Genomic DNA, 22804 nt, shown 5'->3' with positions numbered 1-22804 from the left:
GAAAATAGCCTAATTAGACCTAATAAATAACAAACTCTTCAATCGCTAGCTTATTACTCCAGGACTTAGTCAATGCCGCCGCTTCCGGCGAGTTGAGCCACTGGTACGCATGATGTTCGGTAAGTTTGACATCACGCTCTTCGGGTAACGCCAGACAGAACCAGTGTTCTTTATTATGCGTAGTACCCGGTGCATAGCGAGGACGGAAATGCGCGAAGAGTTCAAACTCCACGCAGCGCTGACAGTCGAGCAGCGTCAGGTTTTCACCTGTAATATCAATGCCCACTTCTTCCTTTACTTCACGCTGCGCGGCATACAATGGGGATTCCCCTTCCTCCAAGCTGCCGGTAACCGACTGCCAGAATTCAGGGTCATCACGCCGCTGTAACATCAGCACCCGACCCGTAGATTGGGCATAAATCAGCGCCAAAATTGACTCGGGGCGTTTGTATTTCATTACTCTTTCTCTTCTGCCGGAGTATCGGTTGCGGTTTTCTTCGCTACGACGCTGATCGACAGCTCTTGCAAAGAGGCCGGATTGGCAAAACTCGGCGCGTCGGTCATCAGACAGGCCGCGGCGGTCGTTTTAGGGAAAGCAATCACGTCGCGAATGTTATCCGTACCGGTCAGCAACATCACCAGACGATCCAGACCAAAGGCCAGACCGGCGTGCGGTGGAGTACCGAATTTCAGCGCATCCAGCAAGAAGCCGAACTTCTCACGCTGTTCGTGTTCATTGATGCCCAGAATGCCAAAGACCTGCTGCTGCATTTCGGTGCGGTGAATACGCACTGAACCGCCGCCGACTTCATAACCGTTAATCACCATATCGTAGGCGTTAGCGATAGCAGAAGTCGGGTTCGCTGCCAGCTCTTCCGGGCTCATGTCCTTCGGCGCGGTGAACGGGTGGTGCATCGCCGTCAGGCCACCTTCACTGTCGTCTTCGAACATTGGGAAATCAACCACCCACAGCGGCTCCCAGCTATCCAGCTTAGTCAGTTCCAGATCGCGGCCCAGCTTCAGACGCAGCGCCCCCATAGCATCGGTAACGATTTTGAAGCTGTCTGCGCCGAAGAACAGAATATCGCCGCTTTCAGCCTGAGTGCGAGCCAGAATGGCCTCCAACACTTCCGGACTAAGGAATTTGGCAATCGGGCTTTGCACCCCTTCCATACCGGCGGCACGGTCATTGACTTTCAACCACGCCAGACCTTTTGCACCGTAGATACCGACAAACTGACCGTATTCGTCGATCTGCTTACGAGTCAGTTGCGCGCCACCTGGAACGCGAATAGCAGCAACGCGACCTTTCGCGTCGTTCGCCGGGCCGGAGAACACTTTAAATTCAACGTCTTTCACTAAATCAGCAACATCAACCAGCTCCAACGGGTTACGCAGATCCGGTTTATCGGAACCGAAACGACGCATAGCTTCCGCAAAAGTCATGATCGGGAAATCACCCAGATCAACGCCTTTGGTGGTTTGCCACAGCTGACGAATCATTTTTTCCATGATTTCACGCACTTGATCGGCGTTCATAAAGGAAGTTTCCACATCGATCTGGGTAAATTCTGGCTGGCGATCGGCGCGCAAATCTTCATCACGGAAACATTTTACGATCTGATAGTAACGGTCGAAGCCGGACATCATCAGCAACTGTTTGAACAGCTGAGGAGACTGAGGCAACGCGTAGAATTTGCCTTTATGAACTCGGCTGGGTACCAGATAATCACGCGCACCTTCCGGCGTCGCCTTGGTCAGCATCGGGGTTTCGATATCGAGGAAACCGTGATCGTCCATAAAGCGGCGCACAAAGCTGGTGATTTTAGCGCGGGTTTTCAAGCGGTCGGCCATTTCCGGACGACGCAGATCCAGATAGCGATATTTCAAACGCTGTTCTTCGCTGTTGATCTGGTTGGAATCCAGCGGCAATGGCTCAGAACGGTTGATAATATTCAGTGAATTAGCAAAGATTTCCACTTCACCGGTAGACATATCTTTATTGATCTGACTTTCCGGACGCGCACGCACAGTACCGGTAATCTGAATGCAGAACTCATTGCGCAGCTCAGAAGCCTGCTCAAAGGCCGCTTTATGGTCAGGATCGAAGAACACCTGAACGATGCCATCACGATCGCGCATATCAATAAAAATCAGGCCACCCAGGTCACGGCGACGATTTACCCAACCACAAAGTGTGACGCTTTGTCCCACGTGGGACAGATTCAACTGCCCGCAATACTCAGTACGCATACAATGTCCTTTTACTCAGCCGATGCCGCGCCCGTCGAGTGTTCTGCACTGTTCGCGCGGCTATTATTCTGGTGAACCCTTACTCTGGTGAACCCTGTTTTTTGGCACCCGGTTTGAAATCAGTGGCGTACCAGCCGGTGCCTTTCAGCTGAAAACCGGCCGCAGATATCTGTTTCGATAACGCAGGTTTCCCACACGCCGGACAGTCTGTCAGTGGCGCATCAGAAAATTTTTGTAGTTTCTCTAATCGATGTTGGCACGCGCTACACGCATATTCATAGATTGGCATAGGTATTTTGGATTAAAGAGTGTTGAAAAAAGGGGGTCATTATAAAGGAAATTCATGGCATAGATAAGAGCGAACGCACAGGTCAGGTACGACAAAGTCACTCTCGACGGTGATTTAACACATCATTTAACAAAATTATCCCCGTGATAAGACTGTTCGGCAACATTTGTTGGCATAAACTCGGAGGCACCAGAGGCTACAAACCCCATTTAGCCCATTCATGTTCGAGGCCAAAGATGATGAAAATTGAAGCAAAAACCAGCGCACTGGTGCTGATCGACCTGCAACAGGGAATTTTGCCTTACGCCGGTGGCCCTTACAGTGCTGAACAGGTTGTCAATAATGGTGCACACCTAGCCGAACAGTTCCGTCAATTGGGCGCTCCGGTGTTTTTGGTCCGCGTTGGCTGGTCAGGAGATTTTGCCGAAGTATTGCATCCGCCGGTCGATCGCCCAAACCCGGCGGGAAGTTTACCCGCGAACTGGGGGGAATTTCCGCCGCAGTTAATGGTTCGCGATAGCGATATTCTGGTGACCAAACGCCAATGGGGGGCTTTTTACGGCACGGAACTGGATCTGCAACTGCGCCGCCGCGGAATAAAAACCATCGTGCTGGGTGGGATTGCTACGAATCTCGGCGTTGAATCCACTGCCCGCTCCGCTTGGGAACACGGCTACGAGCTGATAATTGCCGAAGACGCCTGTAGCGCATCGGACACCGAGCAGCATCAAGCCAGCTTCCGCCACATTTTCCCGCGTATTTCTCGCGTTCGTAGCAGCAATGAAATTATTGCCGCGCTAACCGCCTGACGCTAAGGTAAGGGTATGTTTTAGCGGCTTCGTTTGTGAACTGAGCCGCGTTGATCCTTTCTTTCGCAGCGGCTGACTTATGTATATTGGATTACCTCAATGGCAACATTCGGCATGGAGCCGGTTAGGTTTGCGGGATTTGGCGGATTACAGCCGCTATTTCAACTGCGTGGAAGGCAACACCACTTTTTATGCTCTGCCAAAACCGGAAATTGTGCTGCGCTGGCGGGATATGACGCCGGAAAGTTTTCGTTTCTGCTTCAAATTCCCCGCCACAATCAGCCATCAGGCGGCACTCAGGCAGTGCGAGCAGGAATTATTAACCTTTTACCAGACGTTGGAACCGCTCAATCAGCGTATCGGCCAACTGTGGCTGCAATTGCCCGCCGCCTTTGGGCCGAATGAATTGCCGCGGCTGTTTCACTTTCTCGACCGATTACCCCGTGACTTTAACTATGGTGTGGAAGTTCGGCATCCGGCTTTTTTTGCCAAAGGCGAGGCAGAGCGGGCGCTCAATCAAGGTTTGCACCAACGACAAGTTAACCGGGTGATTCTCGATAGCCGGCCAATCCACAGTGCCGCGCCCACTACCGCCGCGGTGCGGGACGCGCAAAATAAAAAGCCCAAACTGCCGGTGCATGCGGTGGTTACCGGTCATCAGCCTCTGGTGCGGTTTATCGGCGGCGATCGGCTGGATGAAAATCTGAATCTTTTCGCCCCCTGGCTGCAAAAACTGCCGGTATGGGAACAGCAGCATCAGACTTACTTGTTTATTCATACGCCGGATAACGGGGATTCACCGCAGCAAGCGCAAAAGATCTGGCAACGGCTATCAACGTTAATACCTTCCTTACCTCCCTCACCGGATTGGCCAGAGCAAAACACATTGTTTTAGCAGAAAATTCCATTGTCCAATCAAGGCAATTTGTAATGATTTGCATGAAAATGAGGTGCGAGACGTCGCACATTGAAAAGAGTAAAAATGCCAGGAACCGGTTAAAATTGAGAACTAACGCGCATTTCGACAAAATGTAAGGCTGAATGGTGGCGGGTATTTATTTCTGCTCTATAAACAACAACGATCATAGAGAGTAGACTTTCGATTTTTCTAGCGACAGTGACGACGTTGACGGTTATCATTATTCAGCCAGTTATGGTTGGGCTATGGAGTTAAAAATGGTTAGCTCGCTTTATGTTGTGTTGGGCGCACTATTACTAATTAAGCTTTCATTTGATGTGGTGAGATTAAGAAACCAGTACCGGGTCGCCTATGGCGACGGTGGGTTTTATGAGTTGCAAACGGCCATTCGGGTACACGGCAACGCCGTAGAATATATTCCGATCGCCGTGGTATTGCTGGTTATGATGGAAATGAACGGCGCAGAGACCTGGATGATTCATCTGTGTGGATTAATGCTGATTGTCGGTCGTTTATTACACTATTACGGGTTACGTCACAGGGAAATTCGCTGGCGACGTTCAGGGATGAGTGCAACATATGTTTCATTGATACTAATGATAATTGCTAATATCTACTATTTACCGTGGGAACAGATTTTTAGCTTAACTTAATCCCCGGTTTCACTGTTTACGCGTTCTTTTATCGGAACCACAGTTAGTTCGGGCGGCTCATCACCGCCTTCATGTTTCCGCTTCTCTCACCTCAGTTTATCCAGCGTTGCCCCTCCCGTTTTACCCCGCGCCTTTCCTTCCCGCTGTTCAGAGATACTTTAATGCGGTTAACCACGATTCTATTTTCAGTTTTTATCCAAACAGAATTGGGTCCATACCGCGGAAAAACTTTCTGTTTGCAGCTGTAAATAGGTACCGGATGGCGTGCCATTAGAAACATAGCGATAGTAATCATCGTCTTCACCTGCGGGGTCCTGATAGTTCAGGTAGCCGCAAATCACCCCTAACCCCTCGGAGGGACTGATATAATCTCCGATAAATTCCGCTCGTTCTGGGTGTTTTACTTTCTTCAATACCGCTTTATGTACTTGGGCAATTTTCCGGCTAGTGGCGGTCAGCGTATGCGTCTGGTAGCCGTTGCTATCTTCCCGATACCAAGGCTTGGTCGACATATAATAAGCCCAACCTAGAGTTGAACTGCACGTCACTAAGATTAAAAATAAAACGCTCAAAGAGACTGCCGTCGCACCATTGATCTGGCATTTCTGCCCAAGACGCCAGTTCGAGGTCGTTAATCTGGGGTTAAAGTAGATGCCTGCGCCATAAATTATCAGGCAAATAAAAAGCATGAATACTAGGTAAAGCGGCATATAGCGCAGTACATAGCCGCTCAAAACCACCGTCACTAAGCCGATTAAAAAGATAATCTTTCTCATCATCCATCCCTGAATTATTCTCGCAACGGATAATAACACCGGATATCACTGGTTGCTGTTAAATCCACCGGTTACGTATTCAACGATAATCGAAGAGAAAGAGCAGCATCTCAGACCGCTATAGCCAGAAATAACAAGGAGTCATCGAACAATCCCCTTAAATTATCAAGGACAAATTTTCCTGTCACTAAGGTTTAACCGGTTTTAGCAAAAACCGGTTGTGTCTGTTAGAATACGCGCCTTCATTTTCCAGCAATCTCAATGACCGTCATGCCAAATCGCGATACCAAACCAGCAACTGATGCTATGCCGGCAAACCAGCCGCACACAGAATCCACGCAACCGCCGCGGGATAGCCTGTTTTCTGCGCCGATTGCCAAATTGGGTGATTGGACTTTCGACGAACGCGTCGCGGAGGTTTTCCCCGATATGATCCAGCGTTCGGTGCCCGGTTATTCCAATATTATTTCGATGATTGGCATGTTGACTGAGCGCTTTGTGCAACCTAACAGTCAGGTTTACGATCTGGGCTGTTCTTTGGGCGCGGCAACCTTGGTCATGCGTCGTAATATTCAGGTTCCCGGCTGTAAAATCATTGCCGTGGACAATTCCCCTGCCATGGTTGAACGCTGCCGTCGCCATATAGACGCTTTCCGCGCCGATACACCGGTGGAAGTCGTCGAGGCGGATATTCTGGATGTGAAACTGGAAAACGCCTCAATGGTGGTGCTGAATTTCACTCTGCAATTCCTTGAGCCAGCAAATCGCCAGCAATTGCTCAATCAGGTATACGCGGGGCTGCGTCCCGGTGGCGCACTGGTGCTATCGGAAAAATTCAGTTTCGAAGATGCCAACGTCGGCGACCTGCTGTTTAACATGCACCACGATTTCAAACGGGCCAACGGCTACAGCGAACTGGAAATCAGTCAAAAACGCAGCATGCTGGAAAACGTTATGCTGACCGATTCGGTGGAAACCCATAAAACGCGTTTGCACAGCGCCGGTTTTGAACACGCCGAAGTATGGTTCCAGTGTTTTAATTTTGGCTCATTGATTGCTTTGAAAGCGGGAGAAGCCCAATGATTGAATTCGGCGATTTTTACCGACTGATTGCCAAAGGGCCACTTAGCCCATGGCTGGAAACCCTGCCGGCGCAGCTAAGCTGCTGGCAGCGTGAATCCCTGCACGGTAAGTTCAAAACCTGGTTTAACGCCGTTGAGCATCTGCCGCTGTTGACACCTACCAAACTGAATTTGAAAGACGGCGTACACGCGGAAATCACTCCGCCGCTGTCAGCCGGTCAGCGCGAGGGCATGGAAAAAATGCTGCGCGCGCTGATGCCGTGGCGCAAAGGCCCGTTTTCATTATACGGGTTGGATATCGATACTGAATGGCGCTCAGACTGGAAATGGGATCGCGTTCTGCCCCATATCAGCCCGCTGGCGGGTCGAACTATTCTCGATGTCGGCTGTGGCAGCGGCTATCACATGTGGCGCATGATCGGTGAAGGCGCGCATTTGGCTGTGGGCATTGACCCAATGCAGCTGTTTTTATGTCAGTTCGAAGCGGTACGAAAACTGCTGGGTGGCGATCAGCGCGCCCATCTGCTGCCGCTAGGCATTGAACAATTGCCGGAGCTGATGGCCTTTGACACCGTTTTCTCTATGGGTGTGCTGTACCATCGTCGTTCACCGCTGGATCACTTATATCAGTTGAAGAATCAGTTAGTCAGCGATGGCGAATTAGTGCTGGAAACCATCGTGGTCGAAGGTGATAGCCAGCAAGTTCTGGTGCCAGGCGATCGTTACGCGCAAATGCGTAACGTGTATTTTATTCCTTCGGCGCTGGCTCTGAAAAGCTGGCTGGAAAAATGCGGTTTTGTCGATGTAAGAATCGCCGATGTGGCGGTCACCACCACCGACGAGCAGCGTCGTACCGATTGGATGACTAGCGAGTCCCTAGCGGAATTCCTCGATCCTAACGACAACAGCAAGACCGTTGAAGGCTATCCGGCGCCGATGCGAGCGGTACTGATTGCCCGTAAGCCTTAATCACACACGGCTCTCTTTTGGCACAAAAAAGGCCCCGAACAACACGCGTCGGAGCCTTTTTTATTTAGGGCTATCAGGCAGAACGTGGCAACTGTTCGGTAATACATAACAGGCTTTTCATCGCCTCCACCACTTCTTCATCCACGCAATAGCGAGCAAATTCATCCACATCGTTATCTGCACACATGGTGACACCGGCTTTACGGTAACGCATAGTCGAAGGTCGAGTGCAGCCTGCAGAGCTGTGTAATTCAGTAACGCCAATTTCTAAGAATTTCTGCATATTTGACAAGCGCACACCGGCGCCGGCCATAATAATCGGCCCTTGGGTCGCGTTCACCAGATCGCGCAGTAAGGTTAACCCCAGCTCGGCATTTTGTTGTTGGCCGGAGGTCAAAATCCGCGCCACGCCCAACTGCGTTAACTGTTCCAACGCCACCATCGGATTCAGGCACATATCAAATGCCCGATGGAAAGTGACCGCCAGTGGGCCGCTGATTTCCATGATTTTACGCATTCGCGGCAAATCAATGTGCCCTTCTTCATCCAGTACGCCAACGACAACTCCGGCAAACCCCATATCCCGAATTTGTGCGATGTCATTTTTCATGATCGCAAAATCACTCTCGCTATAGCAAAAATCGCCACCGCGCGGCCGGACTATCGGGTGTACCGGAATGGTTACCGTGGCGCGAGCCTGCATCAGCGCGCCCAAACTTGGCGTCAGGCCGCCTTCAGACTGGCCTGAGCACAACTCAATTCTATCGGCTCCAGCGCGCTCAGCGGTCTGCGCGCAATCGACGCTATAGCAACAAATTTCTAACTTAGTCATTATCTCTCCCCTTTTGACAAACACATCTGCTACAGCTCATTTCACCACCCGTAAATCAATCATTCGATCGTCTGATAGATTGAATGCAGAACTTATCACTCAAGCCCAAAGGTCATTTAATCAAGACTGCCGAAAGCCTTACTATGGCATTCAATTCAAAATAATGACTAGAGGTCAGTCACAGTGATAACCATAAGTGATAATCCTGAGCGAGATAAATAACCTAAACACGTTAACTATTGTGCTCACTGTCAATAATTTGCCTTAATGTATACGGATGAAATTTAATGGTAATCGCCCCATTACTTACCGCCAGCGTGGGATTAGCCAAACGTTCGGCCTCCCCTTTCGGCGAACTGAATTTAAAGGTCACGCCTTCCGGTAGGTCAGGCTCTGCCGGTAACAAGCTCAAAGCGCGCTGATACAGGGTTTTCGGGTCGCCAGACAATACCAGTTCGATATGCTCCCAGCCTTCATGGGGATAACGCTTGCTTCCCGGATAAGGCAATTCTACGCAATCAATTTCCCACGGCCCAACGGGCAACGGTAGCGCTAAATCAAACAGGCAAATCGGACGACCATTGATAAGATTTTCTGACATCAGGCTGCCGCACTGGAGCAAACCGCTGCGCCAGCGATCGGCTGTCGCGGCTTGGTAGCAGCGTAGAGAAATGTGGTCGGCGGTGAACTGGCTAAGATCCAAATTAAGCCGTTGGGCAAAATCCGTCAGCTGTTGTTCAAAACGGGGTAAATCCTGCACCAAATCCTGCAATTCGGTAATGTGTGCCAAGGCTTGCATAAGGTTTTCTCTCCGTTCATCGGGGGTGAAAGCGAACCCGCCATAATTTACCGTTTTCACCGACGAACAACAGAATTTTGTCGATGAATCTCCGCCATTGATGCTGAAATAACCGATAAAAGCACTGTTTTTGTTCATTAGGAAAATAGCGCTGAGATACGACGAGCGGAAGGCTTTCCCCCTGCTGACGTCGGCGGGCAAATATGATATAAACCCAGCAGTTTTGTGGTTGGCCCTCCCGCGTAGAGAAACCGCACGCGTGACGCCAGACCCGTTGATATTAACAGGGCGCATTTTTGCGTCTCATGTCCGTAATTAAGGTAACCCGGTGAATATTCAGGCTCTTCTTTCAGATAAAGTCAGCCAGGCGCTGATTGCAGCAGGTGCCCCCGTCGACAGCGAAGCGCAAGTTCGCCAGTCCGCAAAGGCCCAATTTGGCGATTATCAAGCAAATGGCGTGATGGCCGTTGCCAAAAAACTCGGTATGCAACCCCGACAACTGGCTGAAAAAGTGGTTGAGCTGCTGGATCTTGAGGGTATTGCCAGCAAAGTCGAGATCGCCGGCCCCGGTTTTATCAACATTTTCCTCGACCGCCAATGGGTTGCCGATAAAGTCGAATTTGCCCTGACTGCGCCAAAACTGGGGATTGCTCCGGTTAAGCCTCAGACCGTGGTTATCGACTATTCCGCACCAAACGTAGCGAAAGAAATGCACGTGGGTCACCTGCGTTCCACCATTATCGGTGATGCCGCCGCACGTACTCTGGAATTTTTGGGTCACAAAGTTATTCGCGCTAACCACGTCGGAGATTGGGGCACCCAGTTCGGGATGCTGATCGCCTATCTGGAAAAAATGCAGAATGAAAACGCCAGCGATATGGGTCTGTCAGATCTGGAAGCTTTCTATCGCGAAGCGAAGAAAAACTACGATGAAGACGAAGAGTTTGCGGCTCGCGCTCGCGCTTACGTCGTAAAACTGCAGGGCGGGGATGAATATTGCCGCGCCATGTGGCGTAAATTGGTGGATATCACCATGACGCAAAACCAGATTTCCTACGATCGTCTGAATGTCACTCTGACTAAAGACGACGTCATGGGTGAAAGTCTGTACAACTCAATGCTGCCGGGCATTGTGGCCGATCTAAAAGCAAAAGGCCTGGCGGTTGAAAGCGAGGGTGCTACCGTTGTATTCCTCGATGAATACAAAAATAAAGATGGCGAGCCTATGGGCGTCATTATCCAGAAAAAGGATGGCGGCTACCTTTACACCACCACTGACATCGCCTGCGCCAAATATCGTTACGAAACGCTGGGTGCCGATCGCGTGCTGTATTACATCGATTCCCGTCAGCATCAGCATTTAATGCAAGCTTGGACCATCGTGCGTAAAGCCGGTTATGTTCCAGAATCCGTGCCGTTAGAACACCACATGTTCGGCATGATGCTGGGCAAAGACGGCAAACCGTTCAAAACCCGCTCTGGCGGTACCGTTAAGCTGTCCGAGCTGTTGGACGAAGCGATCGAACGCGCAGGTAAGCTGATCGCGGAGAAAAATCCGGATATGCCTGCGGATGAACTGGCCGAAGTGGTGAATGCGGTCGGTATTGGCGCAGTGAAATACGCCGATCTGTCAAAAAGCCGGACTACCGATTACGTCTTCGACTGGGATAATATGCTGGCATTGGACGGCAATACCGCGCCTTACATGCAATATGCTTATACCCGCGTAGTTTCGGTGTTTAAACGCGCTGGCGTGGTAGACGCGAGTAGCCTAACGCTGCCGTTAGTCATCACTGAAGACCGCGAAGCCGCATTGGCGACCCGTTTGCTTCAATTTGAAGAGACCATTACTAACGTTGCCCGCGAAGGCACTCCGCACGTGATGTGTGCCTATCTGTACGATGTGGCCGGTTTGTTCTCCAGCTTCTACGAGCACTGTCAGATTCTGAACGCCGATAGCGAAGAAAGCCGTCAAAGCCGACTGAAACTGGCGATGCTCACCGCCAAGACGCTGAAGCAAGGTTTGGATACTTTGGGTATTGAAACCGTAGAACGGATGTAAAACCCAATGGCTCGCGGACATTGATTGTCTGCGGGATATTGATGATGTAACAATTGATAATGCAATAGAAATAGCCCACTTAACGAATGACTCCGTTAGCGTGGGCTATTATTTATCAGCTTTAAAGAGAATAATCTCTTATAGCTCCCGCTTATTTAACCGTTTTATGGCTGATAATCGCGCCGCGAGCGTCGCTAACCTCAGTTGTCCCTTTATCCACTTTAATAAACGGTGAATCCCCAGAGAGGATATCTTTGGTGCTACCGCTCAACAGGCTGCCTACGGTGGCTGCCACATCGGCGCTGCCGCCGCCGTGATAGCGTTTGCCGTTCATATCACTTTGCTCAAGACCGCCGCTGTTCAGGTCAACTTGCCCTTTCTGGCTACCGATCTGGCCGCCGATCAGCTGAGTTTTACCCTGTACGGTTAGGTTAACGCCTTGCTTGCCACTTAGCGCAGTTTGTTCACCAACGGCATCGTTTTTCACCACATCGGCGGTGACCTTAAAGTGCCCATCACGCCCTGCCGGGCCTAACAGACTATCTTTGGCCGCATTGCCCGCTTTACGTGCACCTTTATCCCACAGCGCGCTGCCCTCTTTCTCATTGGCGAGCGTTTCTGGCAAGGTCACTTTTTCATCAGATCTACTGAAGCTGACGCCGTTGGTGGTATCTTGTTTGCTGTCCAGGCCGCGAGCGGTTTGGTTATATTTCTCTTCGGCTTTATCGAAGACTTTGTTAGCACCACCTTCCAGCGTTTCTTTCACTTTACCCGCATAACGTGGCGTACCGACTTTAGAAACTTTGGAAACCACGCTGCTATTCGGATCGTTGGTATGACTTAATCCAACGTCAACGCCAACTTTCAGACTTTGTTCGGTGTCTCTGCGGCTTTCAATACGCAAATCCCCGCCCACGCTACCGTCCACTTTATCCGCTTTGACCTTCGCCCCGGCCAGAACCGTATCCGCATCGCTGGAGAAGCTCAGATCGCCGGTCGCAATCTGCGTATTTTGCTGAGTGCCCGCCTGTTTACGATCAAGACCGAAGGTCGCACCGATGCCCGCCGTGTGGGTTTTCTTCTCGCTGGCGCTGTCTACTACACCCTGCTCATCCTTACCGAAACTTTGACCGAGTTTACCGTTGGCTTTGCCTCCCAGATTCCAGTTATCTTTGTGCTCTCCGCTTTTCGCGGATTCCAGCACAATTCCGCCATTATCCGCGTTCAAAACGGTATTTTTGCTGCTCACCTGTGTACCTTGCAAGTGAATAGCTTGCTCATTATCACCGTTGGCCTGAATGTGTAGGTTGCCGCTACTAGTGATACCACCACCTTGGGCATCGGTGGCCGATTGATCGACTTTGGCGTAATCTGCGGCAAAGCCGAAGTTACCGCCAGCGCTGGTTTTTTTATCGGTTTCCCCTTTGCTACCACCGGCGTCCAGATTGCCGGAGAACTTAGTGCTTTTCTCCCAATGGCTGGACTGTGCGGCCTGCAAGTCAACCTTATTCCCATTCAGCGTTACATCGCCCACCGGTCGATCTTTGCTGCCGATCTGACTGCCTTGCAGCGTTAAATCCTGTCCGGCATTCAATTCTACGCCTTGCTGGCCCTGTAATTGGCTCACATTAGCGTGAGAAGTCTTGCTTTCCCCTTTGTCATAGTCGCCGCCCAAACCGCCGCCGAAACTTTTGCTATCGGCGGTGACCCCCCCTTTTCCAGAAGCCTTCACGTTGAAGCCGCTATGATTCTCGGTTTCACGGTCGGTCGCCTGCTCAAAAGCTATATCGCCACCGGCATTAACGTTGACTTTACCTTTTCCAGCATCGAGAGCGGTTCCGGTATAGCGCGCATCGTCTTTAACCCGAATCGTGATACCGTCTACCGCGCTGATGCTACCGGCAACGGCTTGATCATGGGTTTTATCGCTGCGAGTCGTACCGCCCTGACCTTTAGCATCCACGGCCACATCGCTACCGGTCGTGGTGTAAACCCGCACACCGGCGCTGCCATTCGTTTCACGGCTAACAGTCTGATCGTGATTCACCGCGGCTTCGTAGCTATGACTTTCCGCATCTAGGTTGACGCCGCCCTGATTCGCTTTGTATTGCGTTCCCTGATCGCGGATTGCCCCACTAGCCTTGATCGAAATGTCACCCGCAGTCACCGTATTCACTACCGCTTGCTCGCTGTTTTTACGCACATCGCTGCTGCTACCGCTGGCGTTAACATCAATACCGACGTTCGGCGCACCTATTCCGCCGATATCATTAAGCGTACCGCCAGCATCTAGGCTAGCAACTTTGCCACCCGCGCGCTCCAGCGGGCGAGTAATGGCGCTGTAATCGACGTTTGCACCGATATCAACGCCCACTTTTAACGTAGTTGTTGTGCTGTTTTCGCTATTTTTAGCCGCCAGATTGTGAACATTCTCGGCCTCAACCTGATACTTCCCGCCCACCTGTTGCTGGGTACCTTGATGCGTCAAGTCACCCTTAGCCGCAATCACCAAATCTCCGCTGACCTGAGTCCCAGAAACCAGCGCTTTGCTGCTATCACTGTGCGTTTTGCTGCTTTCATGCCCCACCTGAATACCACTGCCGGCTTTATCCATCCCGCCCACGTAATAGAAACCGCCGCCGGTTTTGGCGTGGCTGCTTTCACCGATGGTTTGATCTTCCGCGGTGGTAAAGGCGACATTGTTGCCGCTTATTTTGGCATCGCCGTGATGGGCGACCAGCTGAGAGCCGGTGAAAGTTACATCTTTACCCGCTGCTAATGTCACACTCCCGCCGCTCAGGGTTGAAGCTTTGTTTTCAGTGCGTTCGGTATTTTCGGTATCGCGAGTGTGATCCAGATTGACGCCAGCGCGATATTGTTTATCTCCGGTTTTCTCCGCGTGGCCTTTCAGGCTTAAAGCGGTTTTCTCTTCATCGATTTTGTGTTGCAGCTCGGCTGCTTTCACATTGACATCACCCAGTGCATCAATGCCCAGCTCGCCCGCGCTTTTGACCAAACTGCCTACCACGGTAATATCCTGCTGGCTGAACAGTTTTAAATCCGCATCAGATTTCAGCTCACTACCTACAGACTGCTGCGTGGAGTTATTGGTTTTTTGCGAACCGTTGGTAATGTTGAATACGGTTCCTGTGCGGCTATTCACTTTATCGGTCGTGGTACTCACGGCATTATCAATCACCAAATCGCCGTGTAGGGTTTGCACAAAACCGCCCTGTGTCCCCTGCACTTTACTCCCAGTAATCGTGACGCCTTGATTACCGGACACCAGCAGTTTACCGCCTGCCGTCAGCTCTGAAGCCTGACTGATTTCTTGTAAATTGGCATTGTCTTTATTATCACCGCCGCCAATTCCGCCCCAGGCCGTTTTGTTATCTTTCTGAATTTTGCTATTGGCGGTTTTCTGCACGCCAATCTGCACCTTTTCCGCTGTGACCAGCAAATCTTTACCGGCTTGCACATGGCCTGCATGAGTGACCACCGTGTTGCCCGCCGTTAGTCCCAGATTATCGCCAGCTCGCAATTGGCTTTTCTTCAGACTTTCACTTTCGCTGCTTTCCTGCCAGTTTCCCGTCAGTAAGCTGGCAGTATGATTTTTACGATAGCCGGTTTCAGTTGATGTTTTCTGCTCCACCAAACCCGTCAGCTGAATGTCGCCGGTAGCGTTGAGTGCCAGATTTTTACCCGCCTCCACGCTGCTGCCTTTCAACTGAATATCGCCGCCGGTGGCCTTCAGAGTCGCGTTCTCACGCGCTTTGACCGAAGTACCGATCTGCTGACGCTGTTCGCTTTCCGTTGTGACATTGTGCCGCCAGGTTAACTTATCCTGATTATGCGTATGGCCCTGAGTCTGGGTAAGCATCTGCCCGTCTAGCGTCAGTTCGCCACCTTGCAGGGTGATATTATCCCCTTGAATATCTGTCGCCGTCAGTCGGTTACGATCGCTGGCGTTCAGCGTGATATTTTTGCCGGTTAGCACCGTACGCTGTAATCGTTGCGTGGTACTACGATCATTAACGTACTGGCCGCTCCAGGTGCTGTTGTAATTCTCACTGCCGTCACGATTCGTACTGCTGTTTTTCACGACACCTTGAGCATCGATATTTTTCCCCTGCAGACCGATATCGCCGCCGCGCAGATTCGCTGCCTGTAAGCCCAGATTGCCCTGAGAGCGCACCTCAATGCCATCCAACCCGGTGAATTCTCCGGCCAGATTTACGCCGCTGCCCACAGCAGTATTCACCAGGCGAATACGACCCGCCTGCATACTGCCGAGATAGTAGCTGTCCAGACTACTGTTCGGGACATCCTCCGCTCGGACTAAACTGCCGTCGGCCCCAGTTTGATTGTGGCCACTGAGCGCGTTAATTTGTTGCGTGGCAATCACTTTGCCGCGACTGTCAATTTTGGGCGCGATCAGATCCAACACACTGTTGGCCTGTAATCCGCCGGAGCGAATGCTCAACGTATTATCATTGCCGAATGTGTTGAAACCGGTTAAGGCTCCTTTTTCAAGCAGCGGGTTTCCCACTACTAAAGCGGAGCGATTAGTGTTGATGAACCCGCAGCCATCACAGGCAATACCGTTCGGGTTAGCCAGCACATAATCTGCCGCCATACCGAATATTTCCTGTTTACCCAGTAATAACGATGGATTGCGGCTAATGACCTCGTTCAAAATGACGTTGGCGGCCTGTCCGTTCAGGTTGGGGTTAGCATTCAGCTGACCGGCTAACTGAGATTGTCCGTCGATCAAGGCGTTATTCAACACCGCACCCGGTTTGTTAACGTTGAAATCCTGATATTGGTTATGAGACAGGCCCGAGGCGTTCGGAGTGACGATATTCACCACCGCCGCACCGTTTGCCGCCTGACTGATGCCCGGATTATGCCCGGCATCGCCCGCACCGATAATATCTGCTGCCTGAGTTGTGGTTAGCGAGGCAATGATAATCGCCAGCGACGCGGCAAGCTTTCCTGAAGGGGAAAGGCGGAACTTACTTTTTTTCATCCATGTGTCTCCAAATATTTCCATTCATTGAAAGGTAAAAGCACTGCAACACTGACGAATGGAAAGTCAGCTAAAAGCTGTAGCTCAGGCGAGCTAACACCTGAATCGGGTCGGTGGGACTTTTTTGATCGGAAAGTAGCCATCCTCGGCTCACATCCAAATCAATCACCGCCTGCGAATATTTGAAGGAAACACCGGCACTCAGCCCCATATTGCTCTGCCAGCCAACGGCATCGCGATGGGCTTGAACACGCCCTACGTCAACGCCTATGCGCGGCGTCAAGCTAGCATTACCGAGTGTGATCGGTCGTGACAATGTATTTTGCAGATACCAGCCGTTATCCGCCGAAAGGGTGTTGCGGCTAAAACCACGCACCGCGCTGCTATCGGTCAGGCTTAGCCATTCGACCCCAGGCAAGGGATCGCGACTGTACTGGCCGTAAAACAAATGAGTAAGTTGGTAAGGCTGCTCCCACAGGCTAAAACGCTGGCTGAGAGTGGCAAACATCTTCGCTTTGGTAAATTGAGGGTCAGGGTAGTTGGCCGCCCAATGCGAACTGGCTTTATCCGCACCAAACCAACTGAGTCCCCGTTCAACGCTGGCATTCAGGCTGATCACGCCGCGCGGAAGAATTTGCAAATGATTGGCCCCCAACTCCAATACCGTCAGGGTGGTACTGCTGATACCTAAACGGGAAGACTCAAGGTAGTTATTCACATTCTTATAGGTCAGCTGCGCATTCAGGGAATCGATCTGCTCTTGGTCACGATAAAACATATAATCTGCGCGCCCACCATACTGCTGGGTATTGCCATCCAGTTTCACGGTATTGAGCGGTAAGCGCTGGTAATTCAAGTATTCGGAATAACTGGCAAAACTGCTGAACGTCCAGGCTCCGTAGGGCAAAGAATAAAGAAAGGTATAAGCCCGATTATGATGACGCGATTCATCTTTGATCGTACTGCTGATGTTCATGCTAACAAAGTCAGATAAACCAAACGGACTATCAACGCTGGCGGTAGTACGGACCAACCACTTTCCGGTATTTTTCTGACCATAGTTATCCAACGTTCCTGTCAGCAACCAAGGCTTTTTATGGGTATTGTTTAAACGAATAATAGAACCGCCGGTACTCTTCCCCGGTAAAATATCTAATTTCGTCTGATTGGATTGCAATCGATTGGCTTGATCTAAGCCTTGATCAAGCTGCGATAATTTGAGCGGTTTACCTACAACATCAGGGAATAATAATCGGCTATTCACCCAATGATCGCCCCCTTCTATTTTCTCTACCACTCCCTCAATAACATTGATGCCTAATTCACCGTCAGTATTCAGCGGAACAAAATTCACGCGAGCGGTGATATAACCCTGCCTGACATAGAGACGGGTTAATTCATGAGTCAGGCGATTGATATCATTACTGGTAATGCAATCTGAAGGTAAAGCAGTCAGTTTATTCAGTTCACCTACCCCTAAAAGGGTGATTCCCTGTAAATAAACACCGTTTATCGCCAGACAACGATCGGATTCTGGCAACGCCACCTGGGCAGGAATCACATCCTCTTCAATCGCCTTAGGTTGGCGCAATTGTTGATAGCGACGCTGTTCCATTAGCTCATTAACCTCACGGGCGCTGTTCTGCAATGAACGGCGCGCTTCGCTTTCACCTAGCGGTAAAAAATTCCCCATGATGGGCTGAGTAGCTGCCTGAACGGGGCTACTGACGAGCAGAAAATAGAGTCCGATTCTTTTTATCATAGATTCCATTATGAGGAATAGCCTAGGCTATTGAGTAAATAACCAGCCCTACTCATCCTTGAGTTAAATATATGTGAATATATTTCATTCTAAATTGACTAAACCCTGAATCCAGCGAGACGCAAACGGTTATATCACTGTTATTCAGCCAAACTTAAACGCAATCAGAATGTTATTAAACCAGTAAATAAATCAATTATTTTTCAACACTAAGTCAAATTAATATGCACAGCGTTAGTAATGAATATCATCATTCAGAAGATTCTTATGAAATATTAAATAATCCAGAAAACCCCGTCTTAATACACTTATCGGCATGAATCAGAAAAATATTAGCTTTAATGACTAATCTCACAAGGATTGATCTAAAAATAATGGTGATAATTAATATAAAAGAATTTTTGAGGGATTTTGTAGTGCGGATAATAAAACTGAGATATTGATCTCATGAGATATAAAAAAACACCCTGTCAGCGTACCGCTAACAGGGTGGAGGTGACTATCTCATGTATAACCGATAACAAATCGGGCTTCACATCTAGATGATATGAGCATTTTTCCCGTTTAGTTATCAGGCAACCCGGCGGGCAAAGTCGCGCAGTTTGAAGCCCAGTAGCGCCAGAACGCCAAAGTAGGCCACCACGCCGGCCATCACTACCGCAAACAGACGTAACAGTCGGTAGGCCATGCCGCCGACGTCCCAAGCGGGCATCAGCCACAACATGCCAACCAGCACCGAGGACATTGCAACCACGCCTACAATCAGTTTGGTCATAAATATCCCCCAACCCGGCTGAGGTTGGAAGATTTTCTGTTTACGCAACTGCCAGTACAGTAGGCTAGCGTTCAAACAGGCACCCAAACCAATAGAGAGAGATAAACCCGCGTGCTTCAACGGCCCGATAAACATCAGGTTCATCACCTGAGTCATGATCAAAGTGACGATGGCAATTTTCACTGGTGTTTTAATATTTTGTCGAGAGTAAAAGCCGGGCGCCAATACCTTCACCACAATGAGTCCAATTAAACCAACCGAATAGGCCACCAATGCACGTTGGGTCATTACCGCATCAAAGGCATTGAATTTACCGTATTGGAACAGGGAAACCACCAGCGGCTTGGCCAAAATACCCAAGGCAACCGCGCTGGGAATAGCCAGCAGGAAGCACAGACGCAGCCCCCAATCCATCAGGCGGGAATACTCATCGTGGTTGCCGCTGGAGAAACTTTTCGCCAGCGATGGCAACAAAATAGTGCCTAACGCCACGCCCAACACGCCAGAAGGAAACTCCATCAAGCGATCGGCGTAATACATCCATGAAACCGAACCAGACACCAGAAAAGAAGCAAAAATGGTATTGATGATCAGGGATATCTGGCTAACGGAAACCCCTAAAATTGCAGGTCCCATCTGGCGCATCACCCGCCACACGCCAGCGTCGCGCAGCGCCAAACGAGGCAACACCAGCATACCGATTTTCTTCAAATGCGGCAGCTGATAGCCCAATTGCAATACGCCGCCCAAAACGACTGCCCAGGCCAAAGCTAAAATCGGCGGATGGAAATACGGTGCGGCAAACAAAGCGAAGCCGATCATACTGACGTTCAATAACGTCGGTGCAAAGGCCGGAATGGAGAAGCGGTTCCAAGTATTCAGTATCGCACCCACCAGCGAGGCCAGTGAGATCAAGAGGATATACGGGAAAGTAATGCGCAACAGCGCAGAGGTCAGAGCAAATTTATCCGGCGTATCGGTAAAACCAGGGGCAGTAATGTAAATCACCCAAGGCGCAGCCAGCATCCCCAATACCGTGACCACAGCCAATACCAGCGTTAACAGGCCGGAAACATAAGCCACAAAGGTGCGTGTCGCCTCTTCCCCCTGCTGACTTTTGTATTCTGCCAGAATCGGTACGAAAGCCTGCGAGAACGCCCCTTCAGCAAAAATACGCCGTAGCAGATTAGGCAATTTGAATGCGACAAAAAACGCATCGGTAGCCATACCGGCACCAAAAATTCGCGCGACAATCGCATCCCTGGCAAAGCCCAACACGCGCGAAAACATGGTCATCGAACTGACCGCAGCCAGTGATTTAAGTAAATTCATATATTTTTCTGATTCGTTACGCTGGAAATATCAACGCCTGCGATTAGCAGGCGTCAGCTCAACCCGATGACGGGTTTTTAGTATGACAATAGTCTACGTATCCGCCGACTAATAGCCACTGCTTGTTGTAACAATCTGCATCTCGCGCCCTCGCGGGCCTCTCAACGCTTTTCCAGCAGTTTTTCCACCCTTCGCTGAGCGCTAATAGCCTGTTCACCGGAAATCAACGTTGGGGTTTGATGGCTAACGGAATCAATAAAATGACGTACCGCGCCGACAAACCCGCGCTGTTCTAACGTTGTTTGCCAGCCAGGTGCCGGAGTTTCGAACATCTGGCCAGCAGACTCCTGCTGCCAGCGCCGCATATCGGTTATCTGGTAGCAATGCCCTTCCGTCACTGCCTGTACGCTTTCCCGCTGGGTTCCCGCCCGCCGATGCATACTGCTGGTAATCAGGCAGTTTCCGGCCTGAAAATAATGTTCGGCATACAGCATCTGCCCCGCGTCATTAGTGGCGATATGCCCTCCCAATAGGTTGGCGTTTTCGCCTCCCAGCCACAGGACAGTATCCAGCACGTGCAAATAATCATCCAGCAGGGTAAACCCCAGGCCGTTTGGGCCAACGCTATCCTGTCGGTGTTTTTCCATGCGCAGGGAAGCTGGCTGAATCATTTCCCGCTTGAGTTGCTGATACAGCGGCGCAAAACGGCGATTGAAGCCAACCATCAGTGCCTTGCCCTGTTTTTCCGCTAGTTCAATTAGCTGTTCCGATTGTTCCACGGTTTCGGCCAATGGTTTATCCACGTAGACGTGAACGCCAGCGCGTAGTAGCTCGCCGATCACCTCAAAATGGCTGGCGGTGCTGCTGTGAACAAAAATCGCGTCACAGGCCGTCGCGATCTCATTCAATCGGGAAAAATACGGTATTCGGTAGCTGTCACACAGCGGCTGAGCTTTGCCCTGGTTGGGCGAAAAAGCGCCTACCAGCGTCCAGTCGTCGGCGCGGCTTAAAATGGGTAAATAGGCTTTCTGCGCAATACCGCCAAGCCCGACCATACCTACGCGAAGTTTTTTCATAGTGACCTTATTAGTCATCCAACTGGGTCATGACTTCATCCAAACGGCGAGTCAGTTCAGCTACCTGATATTCCAGTTGAGTAATTCGGGTTTCCAGCGCGCCGTTGACCGCTTCATTTGTCAGCTCGTCCGCAGGCGCAGCGGCAATCTCACCGCTAAACAGATGCATATAGCGGCTTTCTCTCTTGCCTGGTTCGCGAGGCAAACGCACCACAAAAGGCCCGTCCTCACGTGCAGCGAGCCTTTCCAACGTTGCCTCTACCTCACTCACATCGCTGAATTCATGCATACGATTGGTGCGGGTACGCAACTCTCCTGGCGTTTGCGCGCCGCGTAGCAGTAACGTGGTGACTATCGCGACCTCGGCAGAAGAAAACTTCAGATTACCGAACTCCGAGTTGCAAAAGCGGTGTTCATATTTCATTACCCGGCTATTCACCAGACTTTGGCTACGAATAAAGTGTTTTTTCGTCAGCAGGTCGAGCGTTTGCTGCACTTCGCTCTCGGACAGTTCCATCACCGGCTCGCGGTTGGTTTTCTGGTTACAGGCGGTAGTAATGCCGTTCAGAGACATTGGATACTGCTCCGGCGTTGTCACCTGTTTTTCCAGCAAACAGCCCACTACTCGGGCTTCTAACGGGGTTAAACTGTATTTCATCCTAACCTCAGCGCGTTGATTTCCATTCAGTATCGGTCAATGCCGTCAGCACGTGATCGCGCCACTGGCCATCGATGAGCAAATAATCTTTCGCATAACCTTCCCGTTCAAAGCCCAATCTGGCCAGCAGATCGCCGCTGCGGCGATTATGCGGCATATAGTTAGCCATGATTCGGTGCATTTTTTCCTGCCGCTGCATATAGCGAATCAGGGGTTGCAGTGCTTCAAACATTAAGCCCTTTCCCTGCCAGCGCTCGCCGAGAGAATAGCCGAGGAAACAGGCATGGAATGAACCGCGCATCACATTGCTGAAATTGGCAACGCCGCGCACCTCATTTTCTTCCGGATCGAGCAGAATAAAATAATAGGCGCTGCCCTGTTTATGCATCTCGGCAATCATGCTGAGCCGCGCTTGCCAACCGGAAGGCACACAGTGGCTTTGATCTCGCACAGGCTCCCAAGGTTTAAGGAATGCCTGATTTTCGGCGTAATACTCCGCCATCCGGTACGCATCCCGCTCATGAACCAAACGCAGCGACATACGATCGGTTGTCAGGCGTACTTTTGGTGATGCTGAATGATAGCCAAACATCGACTCCCCTTAATTCAGGCGGAACATTAATAGTGACGATTAATATAACCGTTGCCATGGTCGCGGGTAAAACCGCTATTGACGAGTTATTGCGCAATCAATCCGCAAAAACGATTTTTTTTATCAATTTGCCAGCT

The 22804-nt window shown here is 50.6% G+C and carries 18 protein-coding genes; 6 read left to right on the top strand and 12 right to left on the bottom strand.

The window, feature by feature from the left end; all coding sequences use genetic code 11:
* Window positions 1-19: 19 nt before the first annotated feature.
* From nudB to AD970_RS07495, 3 genes are all read right to left on the bottom strand, one after another.
* Window positions 20-457, bottom strand: a complete 438-nt coding sequence (gene nudB / locus AD970_RS07505; protein WP_049597681.1) for a dihydroneopterin triphosphate diphosphatase — start codon at window positions 455-457, stop codon at window positions 20-22.
* Entirely contained in the window at window positions 457-2253 is a 1797-nt protein-coding gene (aspS, locus tag AD970_RS07500; protein WP_049597680.1) for an aspartate--tRNA ligase, read from the bottom strand. The genes nudB and aspS overlap by 1 nt, the downstream gene beginning before the upstream one ends.
* Before the next feature lie 79 nt (window positions 2254-2332).
* On the bottom strand, window positions 2333-2542 hold the full coding sequence (locus AD970_RS07495) for an FmdB family zinc ribbon protein (protein WP_049597679.1): 210 nt from the start codon (window positions 2540-2542) through the stop codon (window positions 2333-2335).
* A gap of 239 nt (window positions 2543-2781) precedes the next feature.
* On the opposite strand from AD970_RS07495, the gene AD970_RS07490 reads away from it, so the two are divergent.
* The 3 genes from AD970_RS07490 (at window position 2782) to AD970_RS07480 (ending at window position 4923) form a co-directional block, all read left to right on the top strand.
* Entirely contained in the window at window positions 2782-3351 is a 570-nt protein-coding gene (locus AD970_RS07490) for a hydrolase (protein ID WP_157045480.1), read from the top strand.
* Window positions 3352-3430: 79 nt separating this feature from the next.
* Window positions 3431-4246: a DUF72 domain-containing protein gene (locus AD970_RS07485; protein WP_049597677.1), complete on the top strand. Its 816-nt coding sequence runs from the start codon at window positions 3431-3433 to the stop codon at window positions 4244-4246.
* A gap of 281 nt (window positions 4247-4527) precedes the next feature.
* Window positions 4528-4923: an MAPEG family protein gene (locus AD970_RS07480; RefSeq protein WP_049597676.1), complete on the top strand. Its 396-nt coding sequence runs from the start codon at window positions 4528-4530 to the stop codon at window positions 4921-4923.
* A 185-nt stretch (window positions 4924-5108) separates the two neighbouring features.
* On the opposite strand, the gene AD970_RS19825 is transcribed toward AD970_RS07480, so the two are convergent.
* Window positions 5109-5435 carry a hypothetical protein gene (locus tag AD970_RS19825; protein WP_162199318.1) on the bottom strand — a complete coding sequence of 109 codons (327 nt, stop codon included), beginning with the start codon at window positions 5433-5435 and terminating at the stop codon, window positions 5109-5111.
* Between the two features lie 570 nt (window positions 5436-6005).
* Between AD970_RS19825 and cmoA the strand changes: the two genes are divergently transcribed.
* Together cmoA and cmoB are read left to right on the top strand one after the other, a co-directional pair.
* Window positions 6006-6782 carry a carboxy-S-adenosyl-L-methionine synthase CmoA gene (gene cmoA / locus AD970_RS07470; RefSeq protein WP_235786920.1) on the top strand — a complete coding sequence of 259 codons (777 nt, stop codon included), beginning with the start codon at window positions 6006-6008 and terminating at the stop codon, window positions 6780-6782.
* Window positions 6779-7750 (top strand): tRNA 5-methoxyuridine(34)/uridine 5-oxyacetic acid(34) synthase CmoB, encoded by a 972-nt coding sequence (gene cmoB / locus AD970_RS07465; protein WP_049597674.1) that lies wholly within the window; start codon window positions 6779-6781, stop codon window positions 7748-7750. Before cmoA ends, cmoB begins: the two co-directional genes overlap by 4 nt.
* Window positions 7751-7823: 73 nt before the next feature.
* On the opposite strand, the gene cutC is transcribed toward cmoB, so the two are convergent.
* Both cutC and AD970_RS07455 read right to left on the bottom strand, forming a co-directional pair.
* Entirely contained in the window at window positions 7824-8582 is a 759-nt protein-coding gene (gene cutC / locus AD970_RS07460; RefSeq protein ID WP_049597673.1) for a copper homeostasis protein CutC, read from the bottom strand.
* Window positions 8583-8814: 232 nt separating this feature from the next.
* Window positions 8815-9381 carry a VOC family protein gene (locus AD970_RS07455; protein WP_049597672.1) on the bottom strand — a complete coding sequence of 189 codons (567 nt, stop codon included), beginning with the start codon at window positions 9379-9381 and terminating at the stop codon, window positions 8815-8817.
* 328 nt (window positions 9382-9709) lie between these two features.
* Between AD970_RS07455 and argS the strand changes: the two genes are divergently transcribed.
* Window positions 9710-11443 (top strand): arginine--tRNA ligase, encoded by a 1734-nt coding sequence (argS, locus tag AD970_RS07450; RefSeq protein ID WP_049597671.1) that lies wholly within the window; start codon window positions 9710-9712, stop codon window positions 11441-11443.
* Between the two features lie 151 nt (window positions 11444-11594).
* Here argS and AD970_RS07445 read toward each other — a convergent pair whose 3' ends face one another.
* The 6 genes from AD970_RS07445 to rimJ form a co-directional block, all read right to left on the bottom strand.
* On the bottom strand, window positions 11595-16472 hold the full coding sequence (locus AD970_RS07445) for a hemagglutinin repeat-containing protein (RefSeq protein WP_049597670.1): 4878 nt from the start codon (window positions 16470-16472) through the stop codon (window positions 11595-11597).
* Window positions 16473-16542: 70 nt separating this feature from the next.
* Window positions 16543-18234 (bottom strand): ShlB/FhaC/HecB family hemolysin secretion/activation protein, encoded by a 1692-nt coding sequence (locus AD970_RS07440; RefSeq protein ID WP_049597669.1) that lies wholly within the window; start codon window positions 18232-18234, stop codon window positions 16543-16545.
* Between the two features lie 571 nt (window positions 18235-18805).
* Window positions 18806-20341, bottom strand: a complete 1536-nt coding sequence (murJ, locus tag AD970_RS07435) for a murein biosynthesis integral membrane protein MurJ (protein WP_049597668.1) — start codon at window positions 20339-20341, stop codon at window positions 18806-18808.
* A 161-nt stretch (window positions 20342-20502) separates the two neighbouring features.
* The gene (locus tag AD970_RS07430) at window positions 20503-21417 is read right to left on the bottom strand and encodes a Gfo/Idh/MocA family protein (protein WP_072080613.1); all 915 of its coding nucleotides are present in this window, start codon (window positions 21415-21417) and stop codon (window positions 20503-20505) included.
* Between the two features lie 10 nt (window positions 21418-21427).
* Window positions 21428-22075: a YceH family protein gene (locus AD970_RS07425; RefSeq protein WP_049597666.1), complete on the bottom strand. Its 648-nt coding sequence runs from the start codon at window positions 22073-22075 to the stop codon at window positions 21428-21430.
* Between the two features lie 7 nt (window positions 22076-22082).
* Complete coding sequence (rimJ, locus tag AD970_RS07420; protein WP_049597665.1) at window positions 22083-22667, bottom strand: ribosomal protein S5-alanine N-acetyltransferase; 585 nt, start codon at window positions 22665-22667, stop codon at window positions 22083-22085.
* Between the last annotated feature and the right edge of the window lie 137 nt (window positions 22668-22804).

It is taken from the genome of Yersinia nurmii (genome assembly GCF_001112925.1).
Taxonomy (GTDB): Bacteria; Pseudomonadota; Gammaproteobacteria; order Enterobacterales; family Enterobacteriaceae; genus Yersinia; species Yersinia nurmii.
Note: the sequence above shows the minus strand (reverse complement) of the source record. Positions and strands in the feature narration are given on the sequence as shown.

What these genes read in the sequence shown, in the direction of transcription:
- nudB (WP_049597681.1), bottom strand. Translation starts at nt 457, where the DNA reads ATGAAATACAAACGCCCCGAGTCAATTTTGGCGCTGATTTATGCCCAA.
- aspS (WP_049597680.1), bottom strand. Translation starts at nt 2,253, where the DNA reads ATGCGTACTGAGTATTGCGGGCAGTTGAATCTGTCCCACGTGGGACAA.
- AD970_RS07495 (WP_049597679.1), bottom strand. Translation starts at nt 2,542, where the DNA reads ATGCCAATCTATGAATATGCGTGTAGCGCGTGCCAACATCGATTAGAG.
- AD970_RS07490 (WP_157045480.1), top strand. Translation starts at nt 2,782, where the DNA reads ATGAAAATTGAAGCAAAAACCAGCGCACTGGTGCTGATCGACCTGCAA.
- AD970_RS07485 (WP_049597677.1), top strand. Translation starts at nt 3,431, where the DNA reads ATGTATATTGGATTACCTCAATGGCAACATTCGGCATGGAGCCGGTTA.
- AD970_RS07480 (WP_049597676.1), top strand. Translation starts at nt 4,528, where the DNA reads ATGGTTAGCTCGCTTTATGTTGTGTTGGGCGCACTATTACTAATTAAG.
- AD970_RS19825 (WP_162199318.1), bottom strand. Translation starts at nt 5,435, where the DNA reads ATGTCGACCAAGCCTTGGTATCGGGAAGATAGCAACGGCTACCAGACG.
- cmoA (WP_235786920.1), top strand. Translation starts at nt 6,006, where the DNA reads ATGCCGGCAAACCAGCCGCACACAGAATCCACGCAACCGCCGCGGGAT.
- cmoB (WP_049597674.1), top strand. Translation starts at nt 6,779, where the DNA reads ATGATTGAATTCGGCGATTTTTACCGACTGATTGCCAAAGGGCCACTT.
- cutC (WP_049597673.1), bottom strand. Translation starts at nt 8,582, where the DNA reads ATGACTAAGTTAGAAATTTGTTGCTATAGCGTCGATTGCGCGCAGACC.
- AD970_RS07455 (WP_049597672.1), bottom strand. Translation starts at nt 9,381, where the DNA reads ATGCAAGCCTTGGCACACATTACCGAATTGCAGGATTTGGTGCAGGAT.
- AD970_RS07445 (WP_049597670.1), bottom strand. Translation starts at nt 16,472, where the DNA reads ATGAAAAAAAGTAAGTTCCGCCTTTCCCCTTCAGGAAAGCTTGCCGCG.
- AD970_RS07440 (WP_049597669.1), bottom strand. Translation starts at nt 18,234, where the DNA reads ATGATAAAAAGAATCGGACTCTATTTTCTGCTCGTCAGTAGCCCCGTT.
- murJ (WP_049597668.1), bottom strand. Translation starts at nt 20,341, where the DNA reads ATGAATTTACTTAAATCACTGGCTGCGGTCAGTTCGATGACCATGTTT.
- AD970_RS07430 (WP_072080613.1), bottom strand. Translation starts at nt 21,417, where the DNA reads ATGAAAAAACTTCGCGTAGGTATGGTCGGGCTTGGCGGTATTGCGCAG.
- AD970_RS07425 (WP_049597666.1), bottom strand. Translation starts at nt 22,075, where the DNA reads ATGAAATACAGTTTAACCCCGTTAGAAGCCCGAGTAGTGGGCTGTTTG.
- rimJ (WP_049597665.1), bottom strand. Translation starts at nt 22,667, where the DNA reads ATGTTTGGCTATCATTCAGCATCACCAAAAGTACGCCTGACAACCGAT.